This is a genomic window from uncultured Caulobacter sp., from assembly GCF_937900395.1.
Taxonomy (GTDB): domain Bacteria; phylum Pseudomonadota; class Alphaproteobacteria; order Caulobacterales; family Caulobacteraceae; genus Caulobacter.
The window spans coordinates 1-15,794 of record NZ_CALCDX010000169.1; the positions used below are offsets into that span (position 1 = coordinate 1).

The following is a 15,794-nucleotide window of genomic DNA, read 5'->3' on the forward strand; positions in this document are numbered from 1 at the left end:
GGCGTTGAGCGGCGTGCGCAGCTCGTGGCTCATATTGGCCAGGAAGCGCGCGCGGCCAGCGGCCAGCCCCTCGGCGTCGGCGCGGGCCTGTTCCAAGGCGGCGGCCCGGTCGCGCTCGGCCGTGACGTCGCGCAAAACCCCGACCAGCTGGTTAGGCGCAACGCGCTGCAGGTCCAGCGTCACAACGCGTTCCAGCCCCTGCGCCGGGACGAAGTCGAGGCTGGCGGCGCCGTCGCGATGCGCCTGGGCGATGGCGGCGGCCAGGCGCGGCCGATCCGCCGGGGCGGCGGCCTCGGCGAGGCCGCGCGTCATCAGTTGCTCGGTCGACAGGCCCAGCGGCGCCGAACCGCGCACGGTGGTCACCTGCTCATGCCCGCGCACGGCGACCGCCAGATACGGCAGGCCGTCCAGCAGGGTCTCCAGCCAACCGATCTCCAGGGCGTCGCGATCCTCGCGCAGCTCCTGACGACGACGGCCGATCAGCAGACCGGCGGCGAGGCCTAGCCCCATGGTGACCAAGGCCAGGAAACCCAACAGAAAAGCCAGCGGCCCGGTCGGCGCGGCCGGCGCCAGGCCCGAAAGCTGAACCAGAGCGGCGACGCAGCCGCCGATCAGGGCCAGCGCCGCCCCTTCGGCCAGCCGCTTGGGGCGATCCATGGTCGAGGCCGCGGCGACGGGCGCCAGGCACCAGGCCGCCATGGCGCCGGACACGCCGCCAGTCAGGGCGGCTGCGGATGCTCCGCCCACGGCCCAAAGCACCAGCAGCAGAGATTCGGTCCGCTCGCCTCCCCGGGCGAACATCAGGGACGCCAGGGCAGGAACCGCGCCGGCCGCCAAGGCGCCCCAGACGGGCCAAGCGCGGGCGTCGACGATGAATAGCGCCGCGGCGGAAGCCAGGCAGACAGCGCCCAACCACCCCAGACGCCAGGCAAGCGCAGGGTCGAATCCCGCCTGGGCGGCGGGACGGCTCATCGGATCTGGACGCGCTTTAGGTTCCAAGGCCGGCCGGTTTCGACTGCGGCGGGAGTCGCCGCGCCTTGAAGCCTAACGCGAGGGGCATGTTCCGGCCAAGCGCACACAATCGTTAAGCGAGGTTAACGGCGGACTTCGCTGTGGACGGAAACGGAATCGTAAGCGCCTTGCGTCATGGTCCACCTCTGATTGGTGCGGACAGAAGGTCCGGGAGTTCGTAATGCCAGAACCGGCGTCCCTGGACGCATCGCTTATCGTGCCCTTCGACGACGCAGTTCCGACCGAGCGTCGGACGGCGGCGGAGGAGCGCCGCCGCGCGGCCTTGGATGATCGCAAGCGCTCCTTCCTGCGTATGGTCAGCCACGAGCTGCGCACCCCTCTGAACGCCGTCATCGGCTTTTCGGAGATCTTGTCGCATGAGCTGTACGGCCCGCTCGGCGCGCCGCAGTACCGCGAATACGCCCAGATCGTGCACGAAAGCGGCGTAAAGCTGCTCAAACTGGTCAACCAGATCGTCGAGATCGCGCGCCTGGAAGGCCACGTCACCGACATCAAGATGACGCCCGAGAGCCTCGACGAGGCTCTGGAGGACGTGATCGAGGGCCTGCGCCCCGAGATCGCCCGCCGCGAGGTCATCATCCATATCATCGGCCAGGGCGCCCTGCCCCTGGTGATCGCCGACAGCCGGGGCCTGCGCACCATGCTGTCGAACCTGCTTCAGAACGCCGTGACCCACTCGCCCGCCGGCGGCGTGGTGCACGTCGCCGCGGGCCGGATCGGCGCCGAGGTCGAGATCACCATCCGCGATCAGGGTCCGGGCGTGGACAGCGCTGAATTGCCGCGCCTGCTGCAGCCGTTCGAGCAAGGCGGCTCGCCGCTGACCCGCGCCAACGAGGGCGTGGGCCTGGGTCTGCCGATCGTCGACCTGTTGTCGCGCGCCATGGGCGGGCGGCTGAAGCTGTCGTCCAGCCTGGGCGCGGGCTTCCTGGCGCGCCTGATTCTGGAAGCGGGCTGATCGCCACGCCAAGCTTGCCTTGGACGGGCGAAGGCGCCTAAACGCCCGCCATGACCAACCCGATCGACGCCGCCCTCGACGAACTGGCCGACGAGTTCGAACTGCTCGGCGACTGGGAAGAGCGCTACCGCTATGTCATCGAGCTCGGCAAGGACCTCGAGCCCCTCACCGACGCCGAGCGTTCCGAGCAGAACAAGGTGCGCGGCTGCGCCAGCCAGGTGTGGCTGGTCACCGAGCCCCAGGCCGACGGGACCTTGAAGTTCCGGGGCGACAGCGACGCCCATATCGTCAGCGGCCTCGTGGCCATTATGCTGCGCCTCTATTCCGGACGCGCCCCCGCCGACATCGTCGCATTCGACGCCAAGGCCGCCCTCGATCGCCTGGGCCTGTCCGAGGCCTTGTCGTCGCAGCGTTCGAACGGTCTGAAGTCGATGGTCGCCCGCATCCAGCGCGACGCCCAGGAGGCGCTTGCAAACCTTGGCTAGGTATCGCGTAGCCGCGCTCTATCGCTTCACGCGGTTCGAGGACCCGGCCGCGATCCAGGGGCCTCTGGCCGCTTTGTGCTGCGGCCTCGGCGTCAAGGGCACGCTGCTGCTGGCGCGCGAGGGGATCAACGGCACGATCGCCGGCGAGGACGCCGCCATCGAGGCGGTGCTGGCCCATATCCGCGCCCTGCCCGGCTGCGCCGACCTGGCGCCCAAGACCGCCTGGGCCGAACGCATGCCCTTCTACCGGATGAAGGTGCGACTGAAGAAAGAGATCGTCACCCTGGGCCAGCCCGATCTCGACCCGACCGATCCCGGAACCTATGTCGCGCCCGCCGACTGGAACGCCCTGATCAGCGATCCCGACGTCGTGGTCATCGACACCCGCAACGACTACGAGGTCGCCGTCGGTCGGTTCGAGGGCGCGGTCGATCCGAAGACCGCCAGCTTTTCGGAATTCCCTGGCTGGTTCCGCGACTGGCGCGCCGAGGTCGAGGCCGCGCGCGGCCCGGACGCCCCGCCGCTGAAGGTCGCCATGTACTGCACCGGCGGCATCCGCTGCGAGAAATCCACCGCCTTCCTGAAGGCCGAGGGGATCGAACAGGTCTTCCACCTGAAGGGCGGCATCCTCGACTACCTGGAGCAGGTGCCCGAACCCGAGAGCCTGTGGCGGGGCGAATGCTTCGTGTTCGACGAGCGGGTGGCGGTCGGCCATGGCCTGACGCCCGGAACCCACGTTCTCTGCCGAGGCTGCCGCATGCCGGTCAGCCCCGAGGACCAGGCCTCGCCGCTCTATGTCGAAGGCGTTTCCTGTCCCGCCTGCCATGATCAGCGAACGGAGGAGCAGAAGGCGCGCGCCGCCGAGCGTCACCGTCAGGCCTTGCACTGCGAGGCCCTGGGCATCGACCATGTCGGCGCGCAATTGCCCGCGAAGACGGGCTGAACCCTTCGGCCTCGCCCCGCGTTGACCCGGCTCCCCTTCCCCAGCGAGGAGCCCTTCGATGCACACCAACGAAGACCACATCAAGCTCGTCAACGGCCTGGTCGAGACCACGATCGACAGCGCCGACGGCTATGCCGAAGCCGCCAAGGACGCCGACAACAGCCGCTACAAGGAACTGTTCGAACGCCGCGCCCAGGAACGCCGCTCGGTCGCCTCCGAACTCCAAAACGAGGTGCGCCGCCTCGGCGGCGATCCCAAGGATGACGGCACCATCCTGGCCGCCGCCCACCGCGCCTTCCTGAACCTGAAGGACGCCGTGACCAAAGGCGACGAGGCCGTCGTCAACGAGGTCGAGGCCGGCGAGGACCACATCAAGGCCAAGTACGAAAAGGCCCTGCAGGACGGCGACGTCGATCCGCAGACCCGGGCCGTGATCGAACGCGCCTGGACGTCGGTGAAGTCCGGCCACGACCAGATGCGCGACATTAAGCACATGCTCAAGCACTAAACGACGCGAAGGGCGGGTCCGAAAGGCCCCGCCCATTTGCTTCCGGGCGCGCCCCAACGCATATGAACCTCATGGAAGACGCGCCGCGCCCCATCGCCGAACGCCTCGTGCTGGACGAGCGTCAGGTCAACCTGATCGCCAAGGCCCTGGCCGAGCCGCGCCGCCGCCAGATCCTCAAGGAAATCGGGACCGCCAGCGAGCCGACGCCGTGCGGCGCTGTCGCCCAGCACATCGAGGTCAGCGCCGCCACCTTCTCGCACCACATGAAGGAGTTGGAGAACGCCGGCCTGATCCGCATCTGCCGCCAGGGGAAATTCGCCTTCCTGGTGCTGCAGCGGGACGTTCTGAATGCGTACCTGGCGCAACTGGCGGAGATCTAGGCTTCGGACCGTTGGCGAAGGTTTGAGACGTCCTCTCTAGGCAGCAACCCACTGCTGGAGCTCCGCCAAACCCACGAATTGGCCGAACAGGCTAATTCTGTCCGCACGACGCCGATTGCAGGTTACGACTGTCCGCGGATATGCGCCGCGACACTCAGATCCCTTGCCCCACGCTCGTTCAGCAGAAAGGTGATGAAGTCGCGAAAGGGTTCCTTCCGGAACAAGACTGACGTCAATTTCAACCTCGCCAACGTCGGCGCCGGCGAACTTGGCCGAGGGGCGTACGCATTGTATGTTTGTTACTCCGGCCTTCCCGACGGGGCGTAGTACAACACCCCACTGACGCCCCAACCCTCGTAAGCCTTGCGAGTTGGCCGCCACATCACTGAGGTGCCTCCAGAAGCGTAGATGTTCTGTTCGTCGGGGACATCTGCACCAATGTTCGGATCAATTTTGAGCGCAGCCAATCCATCGCGCACAGTGGTCAAGTTTTTCTGCATTTCGGCGATCCTGGCCGGTGGAAAGTCAGGATGAAGGCTTGGCGCCAGGTTCGCCGGTGGAATGCCCCCGTGAAAGCCAAAGCGCGTGAGATCGAAGATGATCTTCCGGCGCGCCATAGGCACAAGAACTGAGGCGCATGCCGAAAAGCACTCTCGATAGGTCACCAGTGTGATGTCAGCCGCCCTGAGGCGCTCGCCAAGCCTGTACGCGGATATCCAGTAGCCCCCAGGCGAGGTTACAACGACAGCATCAACCCCCTTTAGAGCGTCGTCTGATACGAGCCGCTCAAGGTCGCTATTCAAGGGGCCCGCGACGCAAAGGGTGGTTGAGCGACGCTCAACAGCCACAACTGTCGTGCTCATCAAGGGGCAAACTGAGATCGCGCGCCAAGCGTATTGTCGCTGCGCGATATCGGCTTCGGTCAGCTCATGGACCGTCGGGGGCGGCGCGGAACCGTCGTTTACGGCCTGCGCGCCCATGGCCAGGATAAGGGCCAAACTCAGAGGGGACATGAAACTTCCTGGAGGACCGGGCCGTTCAAAGGACGCCCGGAGGAGTTGCTGTTATGAGCCGCAGCGCGCACCACCACAGGTGCGGTAGTCACCGTCTTGTTCGAAGAATAGGAGCACAGCATGCGGAGCCTACGTGCTTCCGCTATGCGCTGCCAGCTCTTGAGACTCGGTCTCAGCTTTGACGGCCCTAACCTGTTTCTGGGACACTTCTAGCCTGTACCGACAAGGGACCGGCTCTGAAAATCTCGCGTCGCTCATTGAATCACTTCGATGATTATCTAAATGTCTAACCGATCGCCAGTTGGGCGATGGAGAGACAGATCATGAGCAAGCTCGCGGGTAAGGTCGCCGTGGTGACCGGCGCGTCGAAAGGAATCGGGGCGGGCATCGCCAAGGCGCTGGCGGCCGAGGGCGCGGCGGTGGCGGTCAACTACGCCTCCGACCAAGCCGGCGCCGACAAGGTGGTCGCCGAGATCAGCGCCGCCGGCGGCAAGGCCATCGCCGTCCAAGGCTCAGTCGCCAAGGCTGAGAATGTCGCGCGGCTGTTCGACGCGGCGCAGACCGCGTTCGGCCGCATCGACATCCTGGTCAACAACGCCGGCGTCTATGCCTTCACCCCGCTGGAGGCCGTCACCGAGGCCGAATTCCGCCGCCAGTTCGACACCAATGTGCTCGGTCTCCTGCTGGCGTCGCAGGAAGCGGCCAAGCGCTTCGGCCCGGACGGCGGCAGCATCATCAACATCAGCTCTTCGGCGGTGACGCTGGAGATCCCGGCCTTCTCGATCTACACGGCCACCAAGGCTTCGGTCGATGCGATCACTCGGGTGCTGGCCAAGGAGCTCGGCCCGCGCAAGATCCGCGTCAACGCCATCGCGCCCGGAGCCGTCGAGACCGAAGGGACCCACACGGCGGGCATCGTCGGTTCGGACTTCGAGACCCAGATCGTGGCCGGCACGGCCCTGGGTCGGATGGGCCAACCCTCGGACATAGCGCCGGTGGCGACCTTCCTGGCCTCCCCCGAGAGCTTCTGGATCACCGGCGAGGTGATCGCGGTCGCCGGCGGCAACCGCTAGATCATCCGATAGTGCCGCGCCAGGCGCTGCAGGGCGAGCTTCAGCACCGTCTTGCCCGTCCGGCGCGGCAGCTTCAGAGCGGCCTCGGCCGCCTCTAGCGCCGAGCCCATCAGGCAAATCCGCTCCAGGATCTCGCGCAGGCCCGGCCCGACCGAGTCCAGCGCTCGGGCGACCCGCTGGCGGGCGGCGTGGTCGCGCTCTGCGGGGGCCAGGCCCGGCAGTCCGCCATCGACGCGCGAGGCGTCCCAGCGCATGGTCAGGCGCCCCTGGGTCCCCAGCCGCTCGTACTCCTCGCGCAGGCGTTCGCCAGCCGCGGCTTCGATCGGCGTCAGCCAGGGCTGTCCGTCACGATCGCGACGGCGGGCCAGCCAGGCGATCGGCGACTCGCCAAGATTTCGTCGGACGGGCTTGGACGCCTCGGGCAAAAGGACTTCGCCTTCGATGACGCCCGGCCGGCCTGGCGGCGGCGAGATGGGGGGCGGCCGGTCGATCATGGTCCAGCCCCCTTGCGGGCGAGGCCTCAACGTCGCCTCGCGGGCCAAGGCCTGGAAGCCGGCTTCATCCAGGATCAGCATCGGGCGGCGGCGACGATTGGCGCCCAACCGCACGCCGTAGCCCTCGCCCTGCGCCTCGACCACCGCCCCGGGACGCGCCAGCAGACGCATGGCCCGCTCGGCCCGACGGCGGGCCTCCAGTTCCTGATCGAACGTCATGCTCATTGCGGCAGGGCCTCCGCATGGGCCGGCGCCTGGCGCAGACACGCTTCGAGCTCGGCGAGGCGACGGTCGAAATCGGCGTTGTCGCGCAGGTCTTCGATCTTGCGACAAGCGTGGCCGCACGTCGTGCGATCGCGGCCGAACGCGTAGGCCACGCGATGCAACGGCCAGTGGAAGGTGATGTGGGTCAGGTAGATGGCCAGATGCCGCGCGCGGATCGCTGCGTTGGTGGTCCGGCGGGCCGTATTGATCTCGGCCGCCGGAATGCCCGTGGCCAGGGAGACAAGGTGGGTGACGAAACCCGCCATCAGGCGGTCGCGTCGGGGATCGGGTGTGATGACCCAGATATCCTCAAGGGCATGAACCAGCATGACGCTCTCTCCTCCCGACCGCGAGCAGGTCGGATAGCGCCACTATAGGTTTATTTTCTTATTGAGAGGAAGATATTCCTACATACCCAACCCCTCAAAGCCTAAGACTTTGATCTTACTAGACCTTACGGCCGATACACCCACAATGGAACGAGCGTTGGTGCGCGTCATGTCATGCACCGCAACGGATTTCGTAGGCAGATTGATGACCCGAATCTGGGGCACGCGCTCGAACATCTCGCCCATTCGGTCAATCCAGGCGCCGTCGAGCGAGGCCGCCCGGCCCCGCAAGGCGCGGCAGGCTTCGAGGCTCGCCTCCCGCGTCGCCGCCGGATTGGCGTCAAGGATGTCGGCGGGACAATTGTTACGGATGCCTTGGACCACCGCCAGCGGCGGCTCAGGCGCCGCGCTTAGCCAGCGTTCCGACTTCTGGAACCCATCAGACGCCAGCAGGCGCATCATGTATCCCGTCCTGGATTGAAGCAGGACGCGCTGCTCGGGGTCGACGATAATCACCGGGAAGAGCGGCGCCAGAGCGGGCAAGGCGGTGTTGGCGTAGCTTCGCACGCCCCAATAGCGCTCGGCGATCAATGCGAAGTGTGGGATGTCCCGCACCAGCTCCAGACCTGACTCGACCATGGGCAGGATTTCCACCTTGGGCTTGAGCGGATCGACGCTGTCGTTGGCGACGTCGACATAGAGCGAGCCCAACTGGATCGCGTTCTGGAAATAGCGGTCTCGCAACACGCCCCAGACCATCGTTCCCACCCCGCCGTGCTTGAGAAAAGCGCTGAGAGCCCTAGCCGCCGAGCCGTGGGCCCTGGCGTTGCGGGCGCGAAGGTTGGTCACGACGTCCCGAGTAATCTCCAGGCAATAGCCGTAGGGATACGCCTTATCGCGGCGCGCGAAAGCGTTGGCGGCCATCTCCTCGTCCGTCTCGGCCCTCATCGCCAGAAACAACGTCTCCAACTCCGGCAGGACGGGAAGGAGAAACCGGCGTGTCAGCGCGGTTTGCAGTCGATTAGCTTCGAGGGATTCAGGTGGCGGGATCACGCGGGAAACGAACACTTGTGGATACGGAGCGGCTGTCTCGCCGCCCAACGCCACGATAGCGTCGGCATGCGGCGGCGTCAGCTTGCCGTTGGGACGGCCCAACCCGAAAACGGGTCGACCTAGCCCCTCAGCGCTTCGCGTTCCGCTCGGCGATCCAGGCGTCGATCCGGCGCTCCAGAACCGCCAGCGGCAGCGAGCCGTCCAGCAACACGACGTCGTGGAACGCGCGCTCGTCGAAGCGCGGCCCCAACGCCTGCTCGGCCCGGCGGCGCAGTTCCAGGATCTTCAGCTCGCCGACCTTGTAGGCCAGCGCCTGGCCGGGCCAGGAGACGTAGCGCTTCAACTCCACCTCGATATTGACCGGCGACAGCGCGGTGTTGTCGGTGAAGCAGGCGCGCGCCTGGTCCAGGCTCCAGTGCTTCCAGTGGATGCCGGTGTCGGCCACCAGGCGGCAGGCGCGCCACATCTCGTAGGAGAGACGGCCGAACAGTTCGTAGGGATCGCGATAGATCCCCATCTCCTCGCCCAGCCACTCCGAATAGAGGCCCCAGCCCTCGCCGAAGGCGGTGAAGTAAAGGCTCTTGCGGAAGTCCGGCGCGCCGGTCTGCTCCTGGGCCAGCGAGGTCTGGATGTGGTGGCCAGGCGCGCCCTCGTGCAGCACCAGGGCCGGCAATTCGTACAGTGGCCGCTGATCGAGCTCGGAGGTGTTGATCATCAGCCCGCCGGCGCGGCCGACCTTGGGGTCGCCGCCGAAATAGCGGCCGGTGGTGTAGCCCTTCTCGATGGCGGCCGGCACCGGCCGCACGCCGTAGGTCAGGCGCGGCAGGACGCCGAAGTGGGCCGGCAGTTGGTCGTCGGCGCGCTTGGCGATCTCGCTGGCCTTCTCAAGCAACTGTTGGCGGCTGGCGGCGTAGAAGCGCGGCTCCTTGCGCAGCATGGCGATGAACGCCGGCAAGTCGCCCTGGAAGCCGGCCGCCTTCATCGTCTCCTGCATCCGCGCCCGGATGCGCGCCACCTCGGCCTGTCCGATGTCGTGGATCTGGTCCGGCGTCATGGTGGTGGTCGTGTGCCGCCGGGCCAGGAAGGCGTAGTAGCGCTTGCCGTCGGTCAGGTCCGAAGCCGCCAAGCTCTTGGCGGCGTGGGGGACGTACTCCTCGGTCATGAACTTGACGAAGCTGGCGCGGGCCGGCGCGACCTTGGTCGTCACGGCCTTCTCGCCCTCCGCGACCAACACCGCGCGCGTCGCTTCGGGTATGCTGGCCGGCAGCGCCCGCAGCGGCGCCAGCAGCGGATCGTCGGCCAGCGGCGCGGCGGCGATGCGCTGGGCGCGCTCCAGCACGGTCTGCGCCGTCGGAATCGCCTGGACGAAGCCGGTCTTCACCCCGCGGCGCGCGTTCTCGATGTTGACCGCGTACCAGTCGGGCATGCGGTTGAGCAGCGCGATCCAGCGGCGCGCCTCGGCCTCGTTTTTCAGGCGAAGCCCGCTGGCGCGGTACAGCATCATCACGTCGAACCCGCCGTCGCTGCTGAACGGCAGACGGGACTCGTCGAAGCCCGCGGCCTCGATCCGGTCATTCAGCGTCCACAGGAGAAGCTCGCGGGTCAGCGCCTCCTCTTCCGAGAGCCCGGACGTCCCCATCGCGGTCAGCTCGGTACGAATGGCTTTCAACTTGACCAGACGCGCGGCGTCGGCGGCGGGGGCCACGTCGGGCAGACGCCAGCGGGCCTCGGCCGCGCCGCCGGAATCGGGGTCCTCGTCGCCGCCGCCCAGAGACTCAAACCGCGTCACCAGGCTCGTCAGGGATTCGGAGGGACCAGCCCACGCGGCCGATGCGGTCAGGGCGGTGAGACAGACGCCGACCAGAGCGGCGCGCCAGGGTGCGATGCGAGTCATGCGCCGCAGCTTAGGCGAACGTTCGTCGCCTAGCGATACGTCAGCGCGACCGCGACGCGGTCTGCTTTGTCCAATATCCGGAAGAACCGAGAATGGAGCGGGCGAAGAGATTCGAACTCTCGACATCCACCTTGGCAAGGTGGCGCTCTACCACTGAGCTACGCCCGCATCGGAGGGGCTTGGTGAAGCGCCCCGCGACGAGGAGGCGGCTTATGGCAGAGCGCTTCGCGGTTTGCAAGCGCCCTTTGAGGGGTTGCGAAGCGGCTTTTTTCGACGCCTTGATCTGACCGGGTTTCAGCCGGGTTTTCGCCCGGCGGTCTGGGGCGGAGTCCTGGCGTTGCGTCTGTTCGTATTTGGTCTGGGCTATGTGGGGGCCGCTTTCGCCAACGCGTTGCGCGCGCGGGGCTGGGCGGTCGCCGCCAGCGCGCGCGATCCCGGACAGGTCGAGGCGCTGCGAGCCCAGGGCGTCGAAGCCTTCGATCCCGCCAACCGCGACGCCATGGCGCGGGCGCTGAGCGGCGTGAATGCGATCCTGATCACCGCTCCGCCCGGTCCGGACGGCTGCCCGGCGCTCGAATCGATCGTCCCCGCCCTGGCCCGGGCGCAGGCGTTTCCGGACTGGATCGGCTACCTGTCGACGACCGGCGTCTATGGCGACTTCGACGGCCGTTGGGTGTTCGAGACCTCGCCGCTGAAGGCGCAATCGGTCGAAGGCGCCCGCCGGGTCGGGGCCGAGCGCGATTGGCAGGAGGTCGGTCGCGGCATGGGCCTGACCGTCACCGTCTTCCGCCTGCCCGGGATCTATGGGCCCGGCCGCAGCGCCCTGGACCGCCTCCGGGCCGGCGAAGGCCGCCGGATCGTCAAGCCGGGTCAGGTGTTCAGCCGCATCCACGTCGACGACATCGTCTCGGGCCTGCTGGCCTCGCTGGACAAGCCCCGCGCGGGCGGCGTCTACAATCTAGTCGATGACGAGCCCGCCCCGCCGCAGGACGTGATGGAGCACGCCGCGCGCCTGCTGGGCGCTCCCGTCCCGCCCGACTTGCCGTTCAATGAACTGGGGCTGTCGCCCGCCACCCGCCGCTTCTACGCCGAGAACAAGCGCGTCTCGAACGCCCGCGCCAAGGCCGAGCTGGGCTGGCGCCCGGCTTACCCGACCTATCGCGAGGGACTCGCGGCGATCTTGGAGGCGGGCGGCTAGGCCTACTCGTCGTCGATCGCCGGCAAGCGCGGCGTGATGCCGAAGGCCTCCAGGCCCGCGGCGTTCCGCAGACGCGCCGCGCGGGCGAGACGACGCGAGACCAGGTCGCCCTCCTCCGGCTCGGCCAGGCCCTTGGCCTCGGCAACGGCGGCGACCAGACGCTCCAGGTCCTGTGGACGCGAGAGACGGTGGTCTCCGTCCTTGATCAGGGTGAAGACCACGTCGTGGCTGGTAAAGGCGTTGGCCAGCTCTAGCGCATGGGTCCACGGCACGTCCGGGTCCGCGCCGCCTTGCAGGACGCGAACCGGAACATTGATCGGCACCGGCCCCGGCAGGATCGACCACCGCGCCCCGTCCTCCAGCAGATCGCGGGTGATCGGATAGCCGCCGTCGTCATATTCGCTGGGACGGATCCAGAAGCCGTCGCGCGTGATCGCGGCCTTGGCCTCGTCGGAGAGTTCGGGCGCCATCAGCTTTTCGGTGAAGTCCGGCGCCGGGGCGATCAGCACCATGGCCTTCACCCGTTCCGGCCGCGCGATCGCCGCGAGGCACGCCAGCCAGCCGCCCATGGACGAGCCGACCAGGACGAGCGGTCCCTCGGTCAGTTCGTCGATGACCGCCAGGGCGTCTTCCCGCCAGCGGCTGATCGTCCCGTCCTTGAAGGCGCCGTCGGACTCGCCGTGCCCGAAATAGTCGAAGCGGACATAGGCGCCGCCGCTGGCCTGGGCCTGCTCGGCCAGCACCTGGGCCTTGGTCCCGGTCATGTCGGAATGGAAGCCGCCCAGCCAGACGACCGTCGCGCCCTCTCCCGAAATGCGCCGGAAAGCGAGCCGGGAGCCGTCTTCGCGCGTTAGGGCGCCTAGGGATTCGGTCATGGCGTCGCCTCGATCCTTTCGCTACTTAAGCCCGCGTTGTCCTCGCGAGAGTCGTGTGTCCGACCTACCTCCCGATTTCACCTTGCTGCAAGTGACGCCGGAGCTGGAAACCGGCGGGGCCGAGCAGACCACGATTGATGTCGCCCATGCGGTGGTGGCGCAAGGCGGCAAGGCCCTGGTCGCGACCAAGGGCGGGCGAATGGCCGCGCGCCTCACCGCTGACGGCGGCCGCCTCGCCCAGATGCCGGCCCAGTCCAAGAACCCGCTCGTCATGCTGGGCAACGCCGCGCGGCTGATCGACCTGATCCGGCGCGAGAAGGTCAGCCTGGTCCACGCTCGCTCGCGCGCGCCGGCTTTCAGCGCCCTGTGGGCCGCCCACGCCACCAAGACCCCGTTCGTCGCCACCTATCACGGCGTCTACAACGCCAAGTCCAACCTCAAGCGTTGGTATAATGCCGTGATGACCAAGGGCGACCTCGTCATCGCCAACTCCGAATACACCCGCCAGCACGTGATCCAGGAGCACGGGATTCCGCCCGAAAAGGTCGTGGCGATCCCGCGCGGCGTGGACCTGTCGCGCTTCGAACCCGGCATGGTCGGCTGCGAGCGCGTGAGGGCGCTGGCCGAAGCCTGGGGCGTTCCTCAGGACGAGCGTCGCCTGAAGGTGCTTTTGGCAGGCCGCCTGACCCGCTGGAAGGGTCAAGGTCTGCTGGTCGAGGCCATGGCGCTGCTAAAGGCGCGCGGCGAGGATCGCATCCTGCTGCTGCTGGCCGGCGACGACCAGGGCCGCAAGGGCTATCGCGCCGAACTGACCGACGCCATCGCCGCCGCCGGCCTTGAGGATCGCGTGAAGCTGGTCGGCCACTGCGACGACATGCCGGCGGCCTATTTGCTGGCCGACCTCGCCATCGCGCCCTCGCTGGAACCGGAGGCGTTCGGGCGGACGGCGGTCGAGCCGCAGGTGATGGGCCGCCCGGTGATGGCCGCTGATCACGGCGCCACGCGCGAGACGGTCGTCCCTGGCGAGACGGGCTGGCTGGTGAAGCCCGGCGACGCCGAGGCCTGGGCGAACGCTCTGATGGAGGCCTGCGAAGCCGGCGCCGCGAAACGCCAGGTCATGGGCCAGGCGGCCCGGACGCGAGCGCGACGGTTGTATTCGGTGGACGCGATGTGCGAAGCCACGCTCGATGTCTATGCTCGCGTCCTGCGGGCTCGGACCGCGGAGCATTCGTCTTGAGCAAGGAGATCAAGAGGGTCCTGGTCATCAAGCTGGGAGCGCTGGGCGACTTCGTCCTGGCCCTGGCGGCGATGAAGAAGATTCGCGAGGCCCATCCCAAGGCCAAGATCACCCTGCTGACCACGCCGCCGTTCGAGGCTCTGGCCAAGCTCAGCCCCTATTTCAACGCTGTTGAGACTGACGGGCGCCCCGGCGACCTGAGCGCGACCCTGGCCATGATCAGCCGGATCCGCAAGGCCAGCTACGACCGGGTCTATGACCTGCAGACCAACAGTCGCACCAACTGGTATTTCCAGCTGCTGCGTCCTTTCCCTCCGCAGTGGAACGGCATCGCCTTCGGTTGCGCCCTGCCGCAGAAGGGCAAGGCCCGCCTCCACATGCACACGCTGGAGCGGCAGGCCGATCAGTTGAAGGCCGCCGGCATATGGCCTGACGCGCCCACCGAGCCCGGCAGCGCGCCGGCGCCGGATCTGTCCTGGATCCTGAAGCGGCGGAAAGAGGCGCCGCCTGTCCCCGGCGCGGCCAAGCCCAAGCCCTATGTCCTGCTCGTGCCTGGCGGTTCGGCCCATCGCCCTGAAAAGCGCTGGCCGGTCGAGTTCTACGCCCAGCTGGCGTCCCTGCTGAAGGCGCGCGGCTTCGATATCGTCATCATCGGCGGCCCGCAGGAAAGCGCGATGGCCCGCCAGATCCAGAAGGCCGCCGCCGGCGCTCGAGACCTGACCGGCCGCACCGACTTCGCCCAGCTCGCCCTGCTCGGCGCCAAGGCGGCCTTGGCCGTGGGCAACGACACCGGCCCGACCCACCTGCTGGCCGCCGCCGGCGCGCCGACCATCGCCCTGTTCTCCGACGCCTCGGATCCCGACCTCTGCGCTCCGCGCGGGCACGTGACCGTGATCCGCTCGCCAGATCTACAGGCCCTGCCGGTCAGCACGGTCGCCAGCGCGGCCATGGCGCTGACGACGCGTTGACGACGATCTGGGGCGCTAGCGCTCAGTAGCCCGCGTATCGCCCCGGTTTGTGGTTGGCGATGATCACCGCGCTCAGCGCCACGGCGCTGGCGATCGAGAGTAGCAGTTTGTCGAAGCTGATCGTGAAGAAGGCGGTGGCGACGACCACGCAATCGGCCGCCATCTGCACCTTGCCGGCGCTGATCCCGCGCCGCTCCTGCAGATAGAGCGCCAGCACCCCGATGCCACCGACGCTGGAGCGATGCCGCGCCAGGGCCAGGATACCCATGCCGACGATCGTGCCGCCGAAGATCGCCGCGAAGATCGGATCGACGCCCGTCACCTTCAGCCAGTGCGGCATGGCCCAGGCGAAGCCGGCCAGCAGCAGGTTGGTCGCCAGGGTCTTGAAGGTGAACATCCAGCCCAGGGTGCGCTGGGCCAGCACATAGAACGGCAGGTTCAAGACGAAGAACACGACGCCGACCGGCCAGCCGCTCAGATACGAGACGATCAGCGCCACCCCGGCGACGCCGCCGGTGACGAGGCCCGCGGCCTTGAGAAGGGTCAGGCCCACGGCGATGAAACTGGAGCCGATCAGGAGGGCGTGGACGTCCTCCAGGGCGGTATGGCGATGCGGATTCATGGAGATCAGGCAGGGGTCTTGGGCAGGAGGACACGCGTCCCCGCCTCGCCGTTTCCTCCTGGTCGCCTGTTAGCCCCGAAAAAACTCGGTCCGGCGACGTCTCTTTAACCGCCTTCGCTTGATAGAGCGCGGCCGGCGCGTCATATATCAGTTTCTCGCGGCGCGCCCAGCGCGGCGCGTATGCGTTCAGCCCTACCCTATCAACAGCCTCGGAGCCGCCCCTATTCGCCGTCCTATGCAAACGCCGCCCGTCAAGGATGGGCCGCGTATCAACGATGAAATCCGTGTCCCCCGCGTCCTGCTGATCGACCAAAACGGCGAAAAGCAAGGCGAGATGCCGACGTCCGCCGCCCTGGAAGCGGCCGAAGAGGCTGGCCTGGACCTGGTGGAAATCGTTCCGAACGCCAATCCTCCTGTCTGCAAGATCCTGGACTACGGCAAGTTCAAGTTCCAGGAGCAGAAGAAGAAGAA

The 15,794-nt window shown here is 67.6% G+C and carries 17 protein-coding genes, 1 tRNA gene and 1 pseudogene; 10 read left to right on the plus strand and 9 right to left on the minus strand.

Features of this window, described 5'->3' with window-relative positions; translation table 11 throughout:
• A pseudogene (locus Q0379_RS14965) lies at positions 1–999 on the minus strand (sensor histidine kinase); the annotation flags it as partial.
• A gap of 193 nt (positions 1,000–1,192) precedes the next feature.
• On the opposite strand from Q0379_RS14965, the gene Q0379_RS14970 reads away from it, so the two are divergent.
• The 5 genes from Q0379_RS14970 (at position 1,193) to Q0379_RS14990 (ending at position 4,303) form a co-directional block, all read left to right on the plus strand.
• A complete protein-coding gene (locus Q0379_RS14970; RefSeq protein WP_299010387.1) occupies positions 1,193–1,987 on the plus strand; it encodes a HAMP domain-containing sensor histidine kinase in 795 nt (264 codons plus the stop codon).
• Between the two features lie 50 nt (positions 1,988–2,037).
• Positions 2,038–2,472 carry a SufE family protein gene (locus Q0379_RS14975; protein ID WP_299010390.1) on the plus strand — a complete coding sequence of 145 codons (435 nt, stop codon included), beginning with the start codon at positions 2,038–2,040 and terminating at the stop codon, positions 2,470–2,472.
• Positions 2,465–3,415: a rhodanese-related sulfurtransferase gene (locus Q0379_RS14980; protein WP_299010392.1), complete on the plus strand. Its 951-nt coding sequence runs from the start codon at positions 2,465–2,467 to the stop codon at positions 3,413–3,415. Before Q0379_RS14975 ends, Q0379_RS14980 begins: the two co-directional genes overlap by 8 nt.
• 58 nt (positions 3,416–3,473) lie before the next feature.
• Positions 3,474–3,923 carry a PA2169 family four-helix-bundle protein gene (locus Q0379_RS14985; protein WP_299010395.1) on the plus strand — a complete coding sequence of 150 codons (450 nt, stop codon included), beginning with the start codon at positions 3,474–3,476 and terminating at the stop codon, positions 3,921–3,923.
• A 62-nt stretch (positions 3,924–3,985) separates the two neighbouring features.
• Positions 3,986–4,303, plus strand: a complete 318-nt coding sequence (locus Q0379_RS14990) for a helix-turn-helix domain-containing protein (RefSeq protein WP_299010397.1) — start codon at positions 3,986–3,988, stop codon at positions 4,301–4,303.
• A 299-nt stretch (positions 4,304–4,602) separates the two neighbouring features.
• Here Q0379_RS14990 and Q0379_RS14995 read toward each other — a convergent pair whose 3' ends face one another.
• On the minus strand, positions 4,603–5,316 hold the full coding sequence (locus Q0379_RS14995; RefSeq protein WP_299010400.1) for a hypothetical protein: 714 nt from the start codon (positions 5,314–5,316) through the stop codon (positions 4,603–4,605).
• Positions 5,317–5,639: 323 nt separating this feature from the next.
• Here Q0379_RS14995 and Q0379_RS15000 point away from each other — a divergent pair, with 323 nt between their 5' ends.
• A complete protein-coding gene (locus Q0379_RS15000) occupies positions 5,640–6,389 on the plus strand; it encodes a glucose 1-dehydrogenase (protein WP_299010402.1) in 750 nt (249 codons plus the stop codon).
• Here the strand turns inward: Q0379_RS15000 and Q0379_RS15005 are convergent.
• The 5 genes from Q0379_RS15005 to Q0379_RS15025 all read right to left on the minus strand — a co-directional run bounded on the left by Q0379_RS15005 (position 6,386) and on the right by Q0379_RS15025 (position 10,591).
• Entirely contained in the window at positions 6,386–7,108 is a 723-nt protein-coding gene (locus tag Q0379_RS15005) for a DUF6456 domain-containing protein (RefSeq protein ID WP_299010405.1), read from the minus strand. The two genes, Q0379_RS15000 and Q0379_RS15005, sit on opposite strands and share 4 nt — an antisense overlap.
• Positions 7,105–7,476, minus strand: coding sequence for a helix-turn-helix domain-containing protein (locus tag Q0379_RS15010; RefSeq protein ID WP_299010408.1), 372 nt, complete (start codon positions 7,474–7,476; stop codon positions 7,105–7,107). Before Q0379_RS15010 ends, Q0379_RS15005 begins: the two co-directional genes overlap by 4 nt.
• A 78-nt stretch (positions 7,477–7,554) precedes the next feature.
• A complete protein-coding gene (locus Q0379_RS15015) occupies positions 7,555–8,631 on the minus strand; it encodes a hypothetical protein (protein WP_299010410.1) in 1,077 nt (358 codons plus the stop codon).
• Positions 8,632–8,656: 25 nt separating this feature from the next.
• Positions 8,657–10,423, minus strand: coding sequence for a DUF885 family protein (locus Q0379_RS15020; RefSeq protein WP_299010413.1), 1,767 nt, complete (start codon positions 10,421–10,423; stop codon positions 8,657–8,659).
• 93 nt (positions 10,424–10,516) lie between these two features.
• Positions 10,517–10,591 (minus strand) — tRNA-Gly (locus Q0379_RS15025).
• Between the two features lie 169 nt (positions 10,592–10,760).
• Between Q0379_RS15025 and Q0379_RS15030 the strand changes: the two genes are divergently transcribed.
• Positions 10,761–11,621, plus strand: coding sequence for an SDR family oxidoreductase (locus Q0379_RS15030; protein ID WP_299010415.1), 861 nt, complete (start codon positions 10,761–10,763; stop codon positions 11,619–11,621).
• Between the two features lie 2 nt (positions 11,622–11,623).
• Here the strand turns inward: Q0379_RS15030 and Q0379_RS15035 are convergent, their stop codons facing one another.
• A complete protein-coding gene (locus tag Q0379_RS15035; protein ID WP_299010418.1) occupies positions 11,624–12,496 on the minus strand; it encodes an alpha/beta hydrolase in 873 nt (290 codons plus the stop codon).
• Positions 12,497–12,551: 55 nt separating this feature from the next.
• Here Q0379_RS15035 and Q0379_RS15040 point away from each other — a divergent pair, with 55 nt between their 5' ends.
• Both Q0379_RS15040 and Q0379_RS15045 read left to right on the plus strand, forming a co-directional pair.
• Complete coding sequence (locus Q0379_RS15040; protein WP_299010420.1) at positions 12,552–13,733, plus strand: glycosyltransferase family 4 protein; 1,182 nt, start codon at positions 12,552–12,554, stop codon at positions 13,731–13,733.
• A complete protein-coding gene (locus Q0379_RS15045) occupies positions 13,730–14,701 on the plus strand; it encodes a glycosyltransferase family 9 protein (protein ID WP_299010423.1) in 972 nt (323 codons plus the stop codon). Before Q0379_RS15040 ends, Q0379_RS15045 begins: the two co-directional genes overlap by 4 nt.
• Positions 14,702–14,723: 22 nt before the next feature.
• Here the strand turns inward: Q0379_RS15045 and Q0379_RS15050 are convergent, their stop codons facing one another.
• Complete coding sequence (locus tag Q0379_RS15050) at positions 14,724–15,323, minus strand: YitT family protein (RefSeq protein WP_066683039.1); 600 nt, start codon at positions 15,321–15,323, stop codon at positions 14,724–14,726.
• A 235-nt stretch (positions 15,324–15,558) separates the two neighbouring features.
• On the opposite strand from Q0379_RS15050, the gene infC reads away from it, so the two are divergent.
• Positions 15,559–15,794 (plus strand): translation initiation factor IF-3 (gene infC / locus Q0379_RS15055; protein WP_299010429.1); only part of this gene is annotated, 236 nt, incomplete at its 3' end.